Consider the following 19,721-nt stretch of genomic DNA (forward strand, 5'->3'; position numbering starts at 1 on the left):
ATATATCATATTTTGTAATAAATAAACTTTCCAAGACAGAACAAAAAATCATTTCATATATAAATATGGCGAAAGCAATAGAGTAGTTGCAGATAGGTTCATTTTTTTGTAAGTATTCAACAGATGGAAATTTTTTTAAAAAAACTGAAAATTTACTTCAGAATAAATTAGTAAACTGGTTGACCTCTCATTTATAACCCCAATTGTTCAATTTAATTCAAGAATGAACAAACTGAACAGAAAAAATAATTAATGAACGGAGTGAACGGTATTGGCAAAATGAATAGAAATGAACATGTACTAACGATTTGTTCCTGCTATTTTCGTATCGTCTTATAACAAACCTTTAACAAAGGAAGTGTACTAACATTCTATCAACCAGTGAGTATTCTTTCCCCTGAGTTCCTCTGACCTTGCCTGCCTCCCGAGTAGCTGTAAGTACGCTTACAGACCAGTTTTTTATCCAAATATGTGATGCTATGCATTCAAACGCTACTCCTAAAGAATCTTTAAGGACCGCTTTTATTTTTTTTGTTTCTCTCTTTATGTTCTGCATTGCAGGGAGGACACTACATGCTGCGGGTGCTGAGCGCGTACCAGTTTATTCTTATGAACATGGTTATGTGAACAACTATCTACGTCTGCACCCACAAGCTCCTTTGATCGGCTATTATTCCAGGATGGGCGCTGGCCCGCTGGCAGCCGGGCCCTTATGGTCGCACGCAGGCTCACAGACACAGGTTACTTTTGGAGTTGCCTGTGCTCTCTGTTTTATCCAGGATGCTCCCAATGCTGTAGATGGTGACCCCAATACGGCTTCCCGGTTGGTTATGCCTGTAGGTGCTCTAGGCGGTATAGGGCAGAAGCTTCAGTTCACCGGGAGTTATCTCGCCGGAGATCAGGTAGTATTTGATCTGGAAGTGCCTGGCTCTATTTACACCAAACAATTATTATCAGCTATACAAATACAAACATTCAATGCAGGGGTTGCCAACAATGATCCTGTAACACTGGACAATCAACTGATCAGGGTGCAGGTACTGGGAATAGGTACCGGTACTACCAACAGATTCAGGGTTGTTGTTCCTGTGACGCATGACTTTGATGAAGTGCAGATAGGGCTTTCTGCTCTCTTTGCTGAATTTGGTTCACTACTGATATATGAAGCTGTTGCCGTCATTCCTGTAACCGTTAATACACCTACTGTTATTCCTGTTGGAGGTACTACTACCCTCAACGCTTCCATGCCGAGATTACCCGGAGCCACCTTCCAGTGGTTCAGCAGCCCTTCGGGCGGAACACCACTGGCCTCTGGTTCCTCCTTCACCACCCCTCCCCTTAGCAGGAGCACTACCTATTATATAGAAGCTTCTACCGGGTCGCCCGGATTGCAAAGCTATGTTCGTACGCCCGTACACGTGAGTGTAAGCGGTGGTGTGGGACCTTTGTGGAGTTATGCAGACCAGGAACAGAGCCCGGTTACCGGCGGTATCGCCTGTGCCCTCTGCTTTGTAGACAATCCAAACCTGGCTATTGATGGCGATACTACTACCGCATCCAAACTGGTGCTCCCGGTTGGCGTGGTTACATCTGTAGGACAGATACTCAAGTTCCCTGGCAGCTATAAGGCTGGCGATAATATAGTGCTGGATCTTCAGATTCCCAGTACCATTTATACCAAACAATTATTATCTGCGGTTAAAATACATACGCTGAATAACGGAGTGGACAACGCCGATCCGGTTACGCTGGATAATGCGCTGATAAGATTACAGGCATTGGGACTGGGTGTTGGCAGTACGCCGAAATTCAGGGTGACCATTCCCATACAGAAAGATTTTGATGCCGTACAGGTAGATTTGTCTGCATTGTTCGCAGAATTTGGTTCACTCCTCATATATGAAGCCGTTGCGGTAATTCCTGTAACCGTTAATCCTCCAGCCACTATTCCGGTTGGCGGAACCGCTACTCTTAATGCTTCTATGCCGAGAGTGCCTGGTGCTACCTTCCAATGGTTCAGCACTCCTACAGGAGGAACACCATTGGCAGCAGGTCCGTCCTTTACCACGCCAGCTCTTAGCAGAAACACTACTTATTATGTACAGGCTGTTACAGGTGCTCCTGTTTTGCAAAGCTATGTTCGTACACCTGTTGACGTTAAAGTAAGCGGTGGTATGGGGCCATTGTGGAGTTTTGCGTCCAGTGAGATCAGCCCCGTAACAGGTGGTATTGCCTGTGCGTTATGTTTCGTAGACAATCCGGGTTTTGCGGTGGATGCTGATACGACCACTGCTTCCAGGATTGTGTTGCCGGTTGGTGTGCTGACTTCTGTGGGTCAGCGCCTTATTTTCTCCGGTAGCTACAAAGCTGGTGACTATCTGGCACTTGACCTGGAAATTCCCAATAAAGTATACACCAAACAAGCATTGTCTGGTATCCAGATAGAGTCATTCAACAATAACGTTTCCAATGGCGATGTAACTACTATCGGAACTTCACTGATCCGCCTACAGGTACTTGGTGTAGGCCCTGGCGGTATTAATAAATTCAGGGTGGTGCTGCCGGTGACAAAAGACTTTAACTCTGTACAAGTGAGCCTCTCTGCATTGTTTGCGGAGTTTGGCGCCCTGAAAATATATGAAGCGGCTGCCTTTATTCCTGTAAAGGTTGGGCAGGACAGCATCACTATCACTACTGGTCAGCCAGCAACGTTAACTGCTTCTATTGATCCGCGTGTTGCGAGCCCCACATTCCGCTGGTACACTACACCTTCTGGTGGTACGCCTGTGTTTACCGGCAGCAGCTTTACTACGCCGGCATTAACGCAGACCGCTACTTATTACGTGGAGGCTGTTGCCGGAGATGGCCTGACAAGCTATGTCCGTACGCCTGTTTACGTTAGAGTAAGAGGCGGAGCCGGTTCATTATGGAGTTATGCAGATGATGAAGTTAGCCCCATTACCGGTGGCATAGCCTGTGCATTATGTTTTGTAGACAGTCCGAAATTGGCTGTGGATGCAGATTCTACCACTGCGTCCAAAATAGTGTTGCCGGTGGGTGTGCTCACGTCTGCGGGACAGATGCTGAAGTTCCCAGGTCTCTATAAAGCAGGGGACAATATTTCCCTTGACCTGGAAATACCAAATAAAATATATACCAAACAAGCATTGTCTGGTATCCAGATAGAAACATTCAACAATGACGTTTCCAACAATGACGCCAGAACAATCGGTACATCTCTGATTCGACTGCAGGTATTGGGTGTAGGCCCTGGAGGAATCAATAAGTTCAGGATAATATTCCCTGTGCTGAAAGACTTTGATGCGGTGAAAGTGAGCCTGTCTTCTCTGTTTGCAGAATTTGGCGCACTCAAGATCTATGATGCAGCTGCCATTATTCCCATTACTATTTCACCTGATTCGAGTAGTATTACACGCGGAGGTTCTGCTACCTTTAATGCCAGTATACCACGTGTTCCGGGCGCCACTATTCAGTGGTTTGATGCGCCTGTAGGTGGTAATGCAGTAGGTTCTGGCACCACGTTTACCACTCCTCCATTAAACAGAAGCACAACTTACTATGCAGAAGCAACAGGCTCTGATGGACTGAAGAGTTTTGTAAGAACACCCGCCACTGTATCTGTAACCGGCGGCATGGGGCCATTGTGGAGCTATGCAGATCAGGAACAGAGTCCGGTTACCGGCGGCGTAGCCTGTGCGCTTTGTTTTGTAGATAATCCAAACCTGGCAATCGACGGCGATACTACTACCGCATCCAAACTGGTGTTGCCGGTAGGTGTAGTTACATCTGTGGGCCAGATTTTGAAATTCCCCGGCAGCTATAAGGCTGGCGACAATATTGCCCTGGATCTCCAGATTCCTGGTGCTATCTATACAAAACAATTACTGTCTGCAGTTACAGTACATACTTTGAAAAATGGCGTAGATAATGCTGATCCTGTTACCCTGAACAGCTCTCTGATAAGATTGCAGGCACTGGGAATAGGGCTTGGCAGCACGCCTAAGTTCAGAGTGATTATCCCTGTGCAGAAAGACTTTGATGCAGTGCAGGTGGATTTGTCAGCACTGTTTGCGGAATTTGGTTCACTGTTGATCTACGAAGGAACAGCATTTATTCCTGTAACGGTAACACCACCGGCACCTGTTACGACATCCGGAGGTACTGTTACGCTTACACCTGCCATTGATGTATCAAGGGTAAGCAACCCTGTCTTCAAATGGTACACTACTCCTACCGGAGGTGCGCCTGTATTTACTGGTGGTGCATTTACTACCCCTCCATTGGATCGTAATATTACTTACTACGTAGAAGCATTCTCTCCGTCAGATGGATTGAACAGTTATGTGCGTACAGCCGTTCCTGTTAAGGTGGGCGGAGGTCCTGGCACTATCTGGAGCTTTGGGCAAGATCAGGCCGGGCCGTTTACTTCTGGTATTGCATGCGCAGCCTGCACCATTGAAAATCCGGAACTGGCCGCTGATGGGGACACCACTACTGCTTCCAAATTTATCACAGGAATTGGTATTGGTACTACACTGAGCCAGCGGGTGATATTACCTGGTGTGTATCAGGCTGGCGATAGTATTGTGCTTATCATGGATCTGCCTTCTGATCCGCTGGCAGGTGCACAGTTATTGCCCAATATTAAAGTGCAGACCTACAATAATGCTATAGCTGGTCCGGCGGTTGCCAATGGGGATCAGATTTCACTGAACAACACCGGTGTTGTGCGACTGAGCGCACTGGGAGCAAGTATTAATGGTACCAATAAGTTCAGGGTAACAATTCCGGCTACAAAAACCTTTGACGCTGTAGAAGTAGGACAAGGTTCTCTGGCTGCAATATCTTCCTCATTGCGGTTGTATGAAGTAACAGCTTCTATCCCGGTTACGGCTACACCTTCTCCGGCGATAGCAGGCTATAATAAACCGGCAACGTTGAATGCCGCTATCAGGGTGCCGCAGGCCACTTTCAAATGGTATACTACACCTACAGGCGGTACTCCGATTCCTAATGCCGGAGCTACTTTTACCACAAACAACCTGACCAGGCCTACTACTTTCTATGTAGAAGCCACAGATCCGGCTGGTAAGACGAGCTTTACACGCACAGCTGTTCCAGTTAAGATCAGCGGTGCGGCAGGCCCATTATGGTCATATGGTACAGACCAGGTAAGCCCCATTACCGGCGGCGTTGCCTGTGTGCTTTGTACGATAGAAGATTCGTTGAAAGCAATTGACGGAGATACTACAACTTCTTCCCGGCTGATTGCTCCTCTCGGCGTATTAGGAACTGTAGGACAGAAGATCATCTTCCCTGGTACATATCAACCTGGGGATAGTATTATTCTCTTCCTCAGCTCTCCGACAGATCTCCTGGCTTCATTATCCTTACTGGGAGCTATTTCTGTTGAGACATTCAACGGAACTACCGCGAACAATGATCCTGTAACCCTAAATTCATCGCTTGTAAACCTGAGTCTGTTGGGGGTTGGTACTAGTGGTGAAAAGAAATACAGGGTATCTATACCAGCCACCAAAACGTTTGATGCCGTTCAGGTGAACCTGGGCGGAGTTGCTACTGTGAGCAATTCCCTGCGCATCTACGAAGTGGCAGCCAGTATACCGGTAACAGTGGCGGTAACACCAACAGATACAACTGTAAATGCGGGTCAGACAGCTATTTTCAATGCATCTATTCCAAGGATACCAGATGCTACATTCAATTGGTATGAAACGCCAACAGGAGGAACACCAATCGCAACTACCAATACATTCACCACTCCGCCACTCACCCAGAACAAGACATATTATGTGGAGGCGAATTCTCCAACTGATGGTCTGATCAGCTTTGTTCGTACAGCTGTTACCGTTAAGGTTAATGATCCTATTACCTGCGGTAACCCGACTTCGCAGACCAACGCTGTAACCGGATTGCTGTGTGTGGACTGTGCGATTACGACTCCTGAACTCGCAATTGATAACGACGTAAATACAGCGGCCACGCTCCATATGTCCATAGGCTTACTCGGCGAGGTGGAGGAAACCGTTACCTTCCCAGCCCTTAGCCAGGCTAATGATAGTCTGTATCTTGGACTGGGCGTACCGGGTAATATACTGCAGCTGAATCTGCTGGTAAGTGCCACAGTGACGTTATACAATGGAAACACCCAGGTCGCTACTCATGCCCTTGATCAAAACGCATTGCTGAATCTGCGTTTGTTTGGAGACAGCACCCGTGGTTTGATTGCCTTTAAAGAGGCGGTACCGTACAATAAGGTGAAATTAAGTATCAGTGGTGTATTAGCCGTAGCAGGTAGCGCCGTGAAATGGTATTTCGCCAGACAGGTAGCACCGGGTACAGTAGCTCAGGTAGAAAGCAGCGTGGTGAATGTGTGCAGTGGTGGAACGGCAACGCTGAAAGCTACAGGTCCGGCAGGAAGTACCTTCAACTGGTATTCATCCTATACTGGCGGGACGCCAATATTCACGGGACCTACCTTTACCGTACCTAATGTAACCAAGGATACTTCCTATTTTGTGGAAGTAGCCAGCACCAGCAACTGTACGTCTGCATCCCGCACGCAGGTGCAGGTAAGGATTGGTCAGCCAAGCGTTGCTGTAACGCCTTCTTCAGCCACTGTGACGGCCGGTGCTACTCCTACCTTTAATGTAGTTAATCCTGTAGGAACCAATAAATATAACTGGTATACTACCCCAACGGGCGGTACACCTGTATTTGTTGGGCCTACTTTTACTGTACCACCGGTAAATGCAACGATCACTTATTATGTTGAATCTACAGATGCGGCAGGCACCTGTAAGAGTCTGCGTACACCGGTGCTTGTTAATCTCACTGGCGGCGGACCAGTTAACCCGCCGGTTGGTGATATAGATTGCGGTGGCGCCACCAGCCAGCTGAGCAACGCCAATGGCCTGTGTATTGGTTGTTATGTAGAGAAGCAGGATTCTGCTGTTGATAACAGTACTGCTACTTCTTCGTCTCTGCATGTGGTATTAGGCTTGCTGAACGGCTATACCCAACAGACGCTGATTTTCCCGAACCCAGGAAACAGTGGTGATAGTGTTAGATTGGGATTGTCGACAGATGTTGGGCTTGCTGATGTTGGCGTATTGACCGCTATTAGTGTCAGTTCATATAATGGTACTACTTCCAATGCTGATGAAGTGACTATTAATGATCCGGGAGTGAACCTTCAGTTACTCACAGGAACACCTAAGGCAACACTGACATTCAAGCCTAAGGGTCAGTTTGACCGTGTTGTGGTACGTCTTACTTCAGGTATTGCCACAGCGCTTACATCACTCAATATTTACTATGCGCAGATATTTGCTGGCGCGCCTACAGTAGAAAAAGATACTGTATACGCATGTGCCGGCAGCCCAGCTGTATTAAAAGCTACCGGCCCTGGCGCCACCTTCAGGTGGTATACCCAACAGACGGGTGGAAGCCCGATTGCAACCGGTGCAACATATACGATCAACAGTGTTACTGCCAATGCAGTATACTATGTTGAAGCAGTTTCCGGTGGTGGTTGTACAAACCCCACAAGGAAAGCTGTTACAGTATTGGTTGGCTTGCCAAAGGTGATTGTAGCTCCTGAAACCGTGAAGGTGAATAGTGGTAGTACTGCTACATTTACTATAGTAAGCCCGAACCCGGCATACCAGTATAACTGGTATGATGCACCGATTGGAGGTACGAAAGTAGCAGGACCTGTCACTTCATTTACAACGCCGCCATTAACAGCAGCGAAGATCTACTATGTGGAAGCGGTAGATCCCATAAGCGGTTGTGTAAGTTCTCAACGTACAAAAGTGACTGCTGATATTAACCAGTCGCCTGAACCTACCCCATGTAGTTACGCAACAGCGCAACAAAGCCCGATCGTTACCGGTATTTGTGCACTGTGTAGTGTAAGCAACCCAGGTAATGCCGTTGACCAGGATGCTAACAGTGCATCCACCATCACAGCCACACTGGGTGCACTTGGATATGTTGGTCAACTGCTTCAGTTCAGCAATACATATGCCGCCGGTGATAGTGTTACGCTGGATCTGGAAGTTCCAGGCCAGCTTATAAGCGCTGGATTACTGGGTGGTATCAAGCTGCAGACTTATGCAGGAACGTCGCCCAACGGTGATGAAATAACTCTCGACAACCAGCTTATAAGATTAGAATTGTTAAGCGCCGGCAACAGGTTCAGGGTAACCTTGCCTGTTACCAAACCATTTAATGGGGTGCTGGTAAGCATTAATGGTGCAGTGAGCCTGCTCACAAGCGTAAATGTATACTTTGCAGCAGCCTTCCCGTCAAGGCCGGTACTGCAGGCGCCTACTTACGCTTCCTGCGGCGGCCAGCCAGTAACAATGACCGTTACAGGCCCTGCTAATGCGGATACTAAATGGTACAGTACAGCAGTGGGCGGAACGGCATTAGGTACCGGTTATACCTTCACTACTCCGGCATTGACAACAACAACTACTTATTATGTAGAATCCGGTAAGTTCAATTGCGCTTATCCGATCAGAGTGCCGGTAATAGTAACAGTTGGTAGCAGCACTGCTGCGCCGACAGCCCCGGGTGTAACCATCTGCTCCGGCGGTACAGCTACGCTGGTGGCTACAGCGCCTGCAGGTGCTACATTCCACTGGTATCAGAGTGATACCAGCACTGTAGAGCTGGGCAATGGTACGTCTTTCGTTACAGCTGCACTCACTGCTGATACAGCTTACTATGTAGCTGCAGATAATAACGGCTGCTTCAGTACACGGACAAGAGTACCTGTAACAATAGCAGCCGGTGCAACCAACTTCACCGTAACACCAACCAATACTACCGTAAGCCGTGGTCAGGGTGCTATCATCAACGCATCTGCAACAGGTACCGGTATTGTATTCAAGTGGTACAACGCGGCGGGCGACAGCATCTTCGCTGGCCCAAGCTTCAACACTGGTCCATTACAAGCTGCTGCTACATATACAGTAGCAGCTGTAAGCCCGGGAGGTTGTGCTACACCACGTATAACCGTAACCGTTAATATCGCAGGTGGTACTACGAACGATGTGCCATGCGATTTTGCAAACAACCAGACCAATGATGCCAATGGTATCTGCATAGGCTGCTATGTTGACAACCCAACCTTGTCTGTTGACAGCAGTACTACTACCAGCTCCACCATGCATATCATTGCAGGTCTGTTGGGTGGTTATGTAGAACAAACACTGATATTCCCATCTGTCAGCAATCCGGGTGACAGCGTAAACATCTTCCTGTCCTTCCCGATTGGCATTGCCGATATTGGCCTGCTGTCTTCAATGGAAGTGGCTACCTACAATGGTACTACCTTTAACAATGACCGTCTGGCCATCGGCAATTCTCTCCTGACTTTGAGATTGCTGACCGGTAACCAGCAGGCAATACTGAGCTTTAAACCAACCAGCCAGTTTGACCGCGTAGAATTGCGGCTGAACTCTGGTGTGGCTCAGCTGCTGACTGCTGTGAATGTACATTATGCACATCGCACTGTTGGAATACCAACCGTGTTGAATGATTCACTTACTGTTTGTCCTGGCGATTCTGCTCTCCTCCAGGTGAAAGACCCTGCAGCCGGTGTTACCTATAAATGGTATGGACAGGCAAGTGGTGGTCAGCCATTATTCACCGGAACTGCTTACCAGACAATGGCAATAACTGCTGCTACTACATTCTATGTAGAGGCCAGCAAGACACTGAATGATTGTGCTAACCCGCAACGTGTACCTGTGAAGGTAGGAGTCACTCAAGCACCAGTATCACCAGGCGCACCTGTAACAGTTAATGTATGTCTGGGTTCCAGTGCAGATCTTTCTGCAACAACGCCTGATCATAGCCTTACCTACAAGTGGTACAATGTACCAACAGGAGGAACCAGTCTGAATACAGACAGTGGTTATGTCTTCAGGGTAACGAATATACTTGCTGACACGATCTACTATGTAGAAGCTGTTAACAAGTGTGGTACTGCTTCACCGAGACAGGCTATCAGCGTGAAGATATCCTCTTCCCTGAACGCACCGGTAGTGGCACCAAATCCAGATACAGTGAGCGTAGGTACACAGGCCGTACTTACTGCTACCAGCAACACTGCGAACGCTGTATACACGTGGTTCGGCAGTCAGGCTGGTACTGATTCCCTGTTCACAGGATCAACCTTCAGTCCGCCGACACAGTCTGCTACCGGAACGGTGGTGTACTGGGTAGAAGCATCACTCGCCACATGTAAATCTCAACGTGTACCCGTTACTGTTGTATATGTGAACGGTGGTCCGGCACAACCGGTACCATGCGAAGGAGCAATATCACAGACCATAGGTGGTTCTGGCCTCCTGGTACTGGGTAACGTATATAATCCGCAACTGGCAGTAGATAATGACGCCAATACCGCAGCTTCTCTGGTAATTAACCTGGGTGTACTCAACGCGGAGGTTTGGGAAAGGGCTAAATTCAATGGTGTGTCCACAGCCGGCGACACTGTAAGAGTTCTGCTCACCAACCCGAGCCAGGTGCTTTCTGCAAGCCTGCTTGGCAGTGTACAGCTGACTACTTATAATGGAAGCACTCCGGGTGATTCAGTGTTGGTTAACAGTTCACTGGTTAGACTCATCCTGCTGAGTGATACAAGAAAAGCCATTGCTGAGTTTGTACCGACTAAACCATTCGATGCCGTAGAAGTGAAACTGAAATCCGGAATTGCCGGTGCACTGAACGCAATAGACTTTAACTATGCACAGCGTGCTCTGAAAGCTCCGTCAGTACAGGCACCACAGGTAACGGTATGTAAAGGCGCAACAGCCACTCTGAATGTACAGAACCCTATAGCAGGTCTCACTTACCGCTGGTTTACTTCCAATGGTATTTATCTGGCCGGTCAGGATGGTGCTTCTCTCACTACAGGTGCATTGAGTGCTGATACAGCCTTCTATGTAGAATCCTACCGTAATGGCTGCGCAAGTAATGGCAGATCACTCATAAATGTAACAGTAACCACAGGCGCTACATCAGCAGACATTAACCTGGCAGATACGGCAATCTGTACTCCGGGTGTGGTTACGCTGACTGCTTCATCTTCGACAGTTACCAACCCGGTATTCAAATGGTATTCAGATGCAAACCTGCAAAACCTGGTAAATACAGGTGCTACATTCACAACACCTGCCTTGTCTGCTACTACAGCATACTATGTAACAGTGGAGGGCACCAATAAGTGTGCGAATGCTGCGGGTGATGCGAAAGTGGTAACCGTAACAGTAGCCACCCTGGAAGCTCCGATTATCAACGCTTCTTCAGTGAATATATGTGTGGGCGACAGTGTGACACTCACTGTTCAGAATGCAGTGAATACACTCACCTACCGCTGGTATAATGTAGCTACAGGCGGTACACCGCTCTTCACAGGACCAGTATATGTGGCTAAAGGCCTTACAGTATCGACAGACTTCTATGTGGAAGTGGCTGCTGGTAACTGTACTGGTGGTACAAGAACTAAGATCTCGATTGGTGTAGGCGAAGCTCCGGTGCCAATCCTTGAATCCAACAATGTAACGGTATGCCAAGGCGGCAGTGCAATACTGAAAGTAGTGTCTTCTACTGCCGGTCTCACTTATAACTGGTATAATGCACCAACAGGCGGTACACTGCTGTTCACCGGCCCGATCTTTACAACTCCGGCAATAACAACAGCAACTGCGGACTTCTATGTGGAAGCTGTGGGCGATCCGACCAAGTGTGGTACACCTTCTGCAAGAGCCAAAGCAACAGTAACGACGGTTCCTGTTCCGCCAGCTCCGCCAGTAGTAAGCGCTAGTGTGAGCGTATGTAGAGGACAGAATGCAGTACTGGCAGTACTGAATCCGCAGGCAGGTGTTACTTACCAGTGGTTTGACGCTGCAACAGGTGGTACACTGGTATTCACCGGTCCTGTATTCACCCTGGTTGCTGATGTCAATACCACTTATTATGTACAGGCACTCATTGGTGGTGGTTGTGCGAGTGCATCAAGAACAGCGGTAAGTGTTACTGCCAGTGATGCTCCGGCAGCTCCGGTTGTGAATGCATCATCTCAATCTGTATGTATCGGGGGTACTGTAACACTGACTGTACAGAGTCCTGCGACGGGCGTGATCTATCGCTGGTATGATGCCGCAACAGGTGGTAACCTCCTCTTCACAGGCGCTACCTATGTAACAGGCCCGCTGAACGCAAACACAGACTTCTATGTGGAAGCAACCAGTGGTACCTGTGGCAGCGCAACAAGAACTAAAGTGTCCATTGGTGTAGGACAGGCGCCGACACCAACCCTTGAATCCGATAACCTCACCGTTTGTGTAGGTAATACTGCTACATTGCGTGTAACATCCGCAACAAATGGCATAACCTATAACTGGTATACAACAGCCACTGGCGGAACACCGGTATTCACCGGTCCTGTTTATACAACGGGCGCGCTTAACAGCAGTATGGACTTCTATGTGGATGCAACCGGTGACCCTTCACAGTGTGGCAGTGCGTCACCAAGAGTAAAAGCAACGGTAACAGTGGTAAGCGCTCCGGCTGCACCCGAAGTGATGGCAACAAGTCTGAAGACATGTGCGGGTACGGGTATAACTGTGGCAGTGAAAGCTCCGCAGGCTGGTCTCACTTATCAGTGGTATGATGCTGCAACAGGTGGCAACCTGCTGTTCACCGGAGCGGTATATGATGTGCCGGTAGTAACCAGCAACACTACCTTCTATGTACAGGCGCTTGTAGGCGGTGGCTGTGCCAGCGCAACCAGAACAGGTGTAAGCGTAACCGTGGATCCGTCTCCGGCAATACCGGCTGTAAATATAGATAATGTGACAACCTGCATAGGTGGCACTGCAACCTTTACTGTACAGAATCCGGATGCTACACTCACCTACCGCTGGTATGACGCTCCTGTGAAAGGTAACCTCCTGGCAACAGGCACCAGCTACACAACAGGTGCACTGGGATCTACTACAACCATCTACCTGGAAGCACTCAATAATGTAGGCTGTAGCAGCTCACGCAAAGGCGTAACAGCTACCGTGGTTACTACAATAGATGCGCCGCTCGCAGATCCGGCAACTACCTGCGCAGGTCAGACCATCGTGCTCTCCGTGAAGAACAAACAGGCTGGTGTGATCTACAGATGGTACACCGCACCAGCTGGTGGTACAGCAGTATTCACCGGCGGCGACTACTCCATCACTCCGACAGCAAACGTAACATACTACCTGGATGCGGCTACCAGCGGAGGTTGTACAAGTGCAAGCAGAACTGCGGTGAATGTAACCGTTAATCCTGCACCGGCAGTGCCTGCAGTAGCAAATGCTACACTAGGTACCTGCATAGGTCAGACTGCTACACTGACCGTTCTCAACCCGAGCCCATCGCTCACTTACAGATGGTACACTACACCAACAGGTGGCACACCAATAGCAACCGGCGCTATATATGTAACACCGGCAATCACTGCTAACCAGATGTACTATGTAGAAGCACTTAACAGCAACGCTTGCCCAAGTGCTACCCGCACAGCAGTAAGCGTGCAAGCTACTACGGCTCCTGCTAGCCCGTCGGTAACCGGAAATGAAGCTGGTGTTTGCCCAGGCAAGACAGCAACGCTTACTGCAACATCTAATATAGCAGGTGCTATCTTCCGCTGGTACAGTGCACCAACAGGCGGTACGCCGCTCTTCACAGGTGCGGTATTTACAACCAATGCACTGACAGCCAATACTACCTACTATGTGGAAGTGTCTACAACAGGCGGTTGTACAAGCGCTGTAAGAACAGCTGCTACCGTGAATATCCTGCAGCCGCTCGAAACACCTAATGTGACTGTAGATAATACCACCGCTACCAGCATCACATTCCGCTGGAATCCGGTTAACGGTGCAACACACTACGAAGTAACGCTCGATAACGGTGTAACCTTCATCCCGCCTAGCTCCGGTGCAAACGGTACTACTCATACAGTATCGGGCCTGCAACCAAACCAGAGCGTAACTATCAAGGTAAGAGCGGTAGGGGATGCTGATTGTCAGACCAGCGCACTGTCTAACGGTGTAACCGGCAAGTCGGCTAATCCGCAGGGTAACAACATCTTCATACCGAATCTCTTCAGCCCGAACGGCGACGGCATCAACGATGTGGAATATGTATACGGTACGGCTATCGCACAGCTGGAATTCAGGATCTATAACCAGTGGGGTCAGCTCATATTCACCTCCAAAGACCAGCGTCAAGGATGGGATGGAACTATGGGCGGACAGAAACAACCGGTAGGTGTATATGTATGGATCGTGAGAGCAACAATGCAGGACGGCACCGTGATTACTAAGAAAGGTAACGTGACCCTGATGAGATAACATCACCTGTTGCGTAAACTAAATAGACCGGGATGCAGACAAGCATCGCCTGCATCCCGGTTAAATTCTGAACACGTAAAAATATGTTCCTATGAAAAGGATCTTTATTATAACAATACTTTTATGCGGCAGTCTGCTGTCTAAGTTTTCTATGGCTCAGGTAGACCCGCACTTCTCGCAGTATTATGCATACCCGCTGTGGCTTAACCCTGCATTGACAGGTATTATTGACGGTGATTTCAGGGTGAGTGGAAACTACCGCAACCAGTGGGCTAACTATGGGAAGCCATTTTCTACTGCAGGAGTTTCTATTGACGCGGCTACAGAAAAAAATGTTGGGGTAGGACTGAACGTAATCAATATGTCGGCTGGCGATGCTGGGTATAATTACTTCAGCCCCATGGCCAGCGTTTCCTATAGCGGTGTGAAATTTGGTCAGACCAAAACCACGCAGCTTGTATTTGGTGTACAAGCCGGCATTATCAACAGAAGGGTGGATCCTGCCAAATTCCAGACTGGCAGCCAGTATCAGCCGGTGATAGGATATGATCCCAGTATGTTCAATGGAGAAACGGTAAAAACAACTTCTTCTACCGTTTTTGACGCAGGTGCTGGTGTTATGTTTTTCGATGGAAATCCTAACCATATGTTCAATCCATTTGTGGGATTTGCTGCTGCTCATCTCACCCAGCCTAAAGATCCATTTGCAGATAAGGGCGATGAAAGAAAGCTCCCCGTACGCTACCAGGTGCATGGCGGCTCCAGGATAAAGCTCAGTGATGTGATAAGCCTTACTCCTACCGCTTTGTATATGCGCCAGGGGAATGCAGAAGAAGTCGTTGCCGGTGTGTATGCGCAGCTGATAGTAAACCCGGAATTTGATCTGCTGGTAGGCGGTAACTATCGTTTCAATGATGCGGCTATTCCATTCGCCGGTTTCCACTTCAAGAATTTTGTGCTGGGTCTCAGCTACGATACCAATACTTCCAATATGCGCCGCCTGGTAAATGGCAGCCAGAGTTTCGAAATATCCCTTTCCTTTATCAGCCGGAAGAAACGTGTATTGGGTGAAGAATACTTTATCTGTCCGAGATTATAATTCATGGATCAACCTGATGAAAATGGAGGAAAATATTTACAAAGAAAAAAGAAATGGAACCCTCATGAAAAAAATTACACTCTATTGGCTGGTAATTTTTATAGGCATTATTAACTCCATACACGCGCAGTATGTTTATGATTATAAACATACTGCTGACATCTACTACAATGCCAGGGATTATTATTCTGCGGCACAGTATTATAACAAAGCTTTAGGCACTTTTAAAGTGAAAGCCGAGCAGATCATACCCTATGCGGTGGCCGGCGCTACACCTCCCAAAGGCAAGTTCAGGGACTATCAGCAAGTAGTGGCCAGGCTTGCAGAATCCTACAGGCTTTATAACGATTTCGGTAATGCGGAAACATGGTATTCACAATTGGTAGGGTTCAATAATCCAGCTTATCCGCAGGCACGCTATTGGTACGCTGTATGTCTCAGGGCAAATGGTAAGTACCAGGAAGCATTGGATCAGTTCAAGAAATTCAAAGAATCATATACAGGTGCCGACGATATATCTGCACGTGTGCCGCTTGAAATAGCCAACTGCGAATTCGCATTGGCAGAAGATGGAAAACAGCCACGTTTTACTATTTCAAAAACTGCCGGAAATGTAAATGAAGGCGGTGCTAACTATGCTCCGGTGGTACTGAATAAGAGTACGCTGATGTTTACCTCTTCCCGTCCTGAAACACCGCCATTGCCTAATGCAAAGGCAGAAGCGGACAAGAAGAAAGACAAGAAGGGTAATCCGTATGTAAATGATTTGTACGTTGCGACAGGCAGCGATAATTCTTACAGTAACAGCCAGAAGCTGAATCTTCCGGCTGCAAAGGGCTATGACCAGGGAGTTTCGGCGGTTTCACCTGATGGCAATGCTCTCTATCTTACAAGATGGAACATCAAAAATGGTAACAAAACAGCTGCCGTCTACATAAGTACCCGGCAGAATGGTAATTGGTCTGAACCTAAAATACTCGGCAACAATATTAATGTGGAAGGTTACAACTCAATGCAGCCTTTTGTTACGTCTGATGGTAAGTATCTGTTGTTTGCTTCCAACAGGCCAGGCGGTATGGGTAAGAACGACCTGTGGTATTGTGTAATGAGCGGTAATGTGCCCGGCAGCGCACGTAATATGGGTACTGCCATCAACACGAAAGACGAAGAGCAGGCACCTTTCTATGATTCAGAAAAGAATCTACTCGTATTCAGTACAGATGGCCGTGTAGGTCTCGGTGGCCTTGACTTCTTTTCCAGTGAAGGCGATTTTGGTACCTGGTCTGTACCAGTGAATATGGGGAAACCTCTCAATTCGCCTAAAGACGATATCTATTATACGCCTCTTGATAATACACATCCGTTTGCTAGTGGTTTTATCAGCTCCGACAGAGAATCTATTTGCTGCCTGGAAGTATTTGGGGTGAACAGGATCCGCAAAGTAGCCGGTGGTCTTATTGTTGACTGCGATACCCACAAACCACTGGAAGGCGCTACAGTAACGCTTCTGGATACCGTTCGCCGCAAAACCATTCAGAAGATCACCCTGGGGCCCAATGGTCGTTACAGCTTTGAACTGGATCCACAGCGGTATTATAAGATACTCGCTGAAAAAGAAAATTATTTCAGCAAAGCCATCTATTTTAAAACTGATTCACTTAACAGCATCGATTCTCTCGATAATCCAACACTTTGCCTGAAACATTACGAAATAGAAAAACCAATTGTGCTGAACAATATCTATTACGATTTCGGTAAAGCCACATTACGCCCTGAATCGAAGATTGTATTGGATACTGTGGTGGATATTCTGAATGAGAATCCGAAGCTCACAATAGAGATGAGTGCGCATACAGACAGTGTAGGTTCTGTTAAATTCAATAATAAGCTGTCGCAGGATCGTGCACAGTCCTGCGTGAATTACCTGATCAGCCGAGGCATTTCGTCGTCGCGTCTCATTGCTAAAGGTTATGGGAAGTCACGTCCTATTGCACCCAACTCACTGCCTAATCACAAAGACAATCCTGACGGACGTCAGCTAAACCGAAGAACAGAGTTTAAGGTATTGCGCAGGCAGGTACAGGTGGCGCCCAGTAATTACGATACCGAAGAAAAAAGTCAGTAACCATAAAGTACCGGGATGCCCCGGTTACTACCATATCCTATAGTGAAAACAAACTATGATTCCTGTGATTGTTATGGTTTTTGTGAATTCTGATGTAGAGATGAAATAGTTGTACTAAAGCGAATAACCCGTCCTGGATCATATCCTGACGGGTTATTCGCTTTTATTCTTACATCAAGATGTTTCTTTCGGGGAATCAAAAAAGCTGAACTAAATCGAAGAAATGCATGGTTTCCGTTAGTGTGGCTGAGGTTTCTGTGTACCAGTTAAACGAGAGGGGCTTCCAAAAGTTACACCAGCCTGGAAAAGGAATCGATTATGGAAGGGTTTTATTGTGGACATTACAGGAGATAATATTCTCCCCAGGAATATTTTTTGGAGATAAAGATTTTTATCATCCGGAAAAACTTTTACTTTTGTCAGGCATCTACCCGGTGTTATAAACAGCGCATATGAAAAATTAATCAGACAACGGTACTCCGTTTGTCGTCCCCTTACATCACCACTTTGAGTCCTGGCATTTTATTGCCGAATGTTTCCTTATTTTAAATTTTTCAATTATTTCCTATGTCCACGGAGAACCAGACGCGTCGGCGCTTTGCTGATTTTATTCATTTGTTCAAATTAGCGGTTACCGGTGCGGAGAAAGAATTTACAACCGGTAGTATCAACCGTGCTATTTTTCTATTATCTATTCCTATGATCCTGGAAATGGCGATGGAGTCGCTATTTGCAGTGGTGGATATTTTCTTTGTAAGCCATCTTGGCATAAAAGCCATTACTACAGTGGGGCTCACAGAGTCTGTGCTGAGCCTTGTTTATACTGTGGCCATGGGCCTGAGCATGGCGGCTACCGCTATGGTGGCCCGCCGCACCGGAGAGAAAGACCACGATGCGGCCGGCCGTGCAGCTGTGCAGTCGCTCTACCTGGGTATGGCGGTATCTGTACTGATCAGTATCGCTGGACTTATTTTCGCTAAAAAGGTACTGTTGCTGATGGGGGCTTCTCAGGAAGTGGCAGACTACGGTTACGTATATACGGAAATATTGATGGGTGGTAACATTGTGATCATGTTGTTATTCCTCATCAACGGTATTTTCCGCGGAGCCGGAGACGCTGCATTGGCAATGCGTTCACTCTGGCTAGCCAATGGCCTCAACATTGTATTGTGCCCGCTGCTGATATCCGGTTTTGGACCGTTGCCTGCCCTGGGCCTGAAAGGAGCTGCAATAGCCACTTTTATAGGCCGTGGTACAGGCGTGTGCTACCAGATATATCATCTGCTGAAAGGAAAAGGGCTGGTACGGATTGCGAAGCAGCACCTTAAGCCTGCATTCAACATTATTGTATCTATTCTGAAACTTGGTTTGGGCAGCACTGCTCAGATGCTGATTGCCTCTGCCAGCTGGATTTTCCTGGTACGCATTATCTCTTATTTCGGGAGCGATGCTGTTGCTGGATATACTATCGCTATCAGGGTTGTGATATTCACGATACTGCCGGCATGGGGGATGTCTAACGCAGCGGCTGCACTCGTAGGACAGAATCTTGGTGCGCAGCAGCCAGAAAGAGCTGAAAAATCGGTATGGCGCGCTGCCTTGTTCAATGTGATATTCCTCGGATCATTAGGGCTGGTATTCCTGGTGGCAGCGCCTGTGGTGATAAAGCTGTTTACCTCTGAACCGGCTGTAGTGCGGTATGGCGTACAGTGTCTTCGTCTCATGAGCCTTGGATATGTGTTTTACGCCTACGGTATGGTGGTTACGCAATCATTCAACGGTGCAGGTGATACACGCACACCCATGCTCATTAACCTGGTGGCATTGTGGCTCTGGCAAATGCCCCTCGCCTATGTACTGGCAATATGGCTCAATTGGGGGCCTTTGGGAGTGTTTTGGGCAATTGCTGTATCTGAGTCAACCATGGCGGTTGCAGCGGTATTACTGTTCAGGAAAGGCACCTGGAAACAGGTGAAGATTTAGTTTCCGCTTTCTCCATAAGTAATTACCTTTGCCTGGTTTTGTATTAAAATTTTTTAAC

Annotated in this window: 4 protein-coding genes; all 4 read left to right on the forward strand. The window is 47.7% G+C overall.

The features are described from left to right. Positions 1-479 precede the first annotated feature (479 nt). Positions 480-14,456: an Ig-like domain-containing protein gene (locus VM802_RS17845; RefSeq protein ID WP_325532977.1), complete on the forward strand. Its 13,977-nt coding sequence runs from the start codon at positions 480-482 to the stop codon at positions 14,454-14,456. A gap of 91 nt (positions 14,457-14,547) precedes the next feature. Beyond that, the gene (locus tag VM802_RS17850; protein WP_325532979.1) at positions 14,548-15,555 is read left to right on the forward strand and encodes a PorP/SprF family type IX secretion system membrane protein; all 1,008 of its coding nucleotides are present in this window, start codon (positions 14,548-14,550) and stop codon (positions 15,553-15,555) included. Between the two features lie 64 nt (positions 15,556-15,619). Next, positions 15,620-17,680 (forward strand): OmpA family protein, encoded by a 2,061-nt coding sequence (locus tag VM802_RS17855; protein ID WP_325532981.1) that lies wholly within the window; start codon positions 15,620-15,622, stop codon positions 17,678-17,680. 567 nt (positions 17,681-18,247) lie between these two features. Beyond that, entirely contained in the window at positions 18,248-19,663 is a 1,416-nt protein-coding gene (locus VM802_RS17860; protein WP_325532983.1) for an MATE family efflux transporter, read from the forward strand. The last annotated feature ends 58 nt before the right edge of the window (positions 19,664-19,721 follow it).

Origin of the sequence: Chitinophaga sp. (assembly GCF_035538455.1) — a bacterium.
GTDB lineage: Bacteria > Bacteroidota > Bacteroidia > Chitinophagales > Chitinophagaceae > Chitinophaga.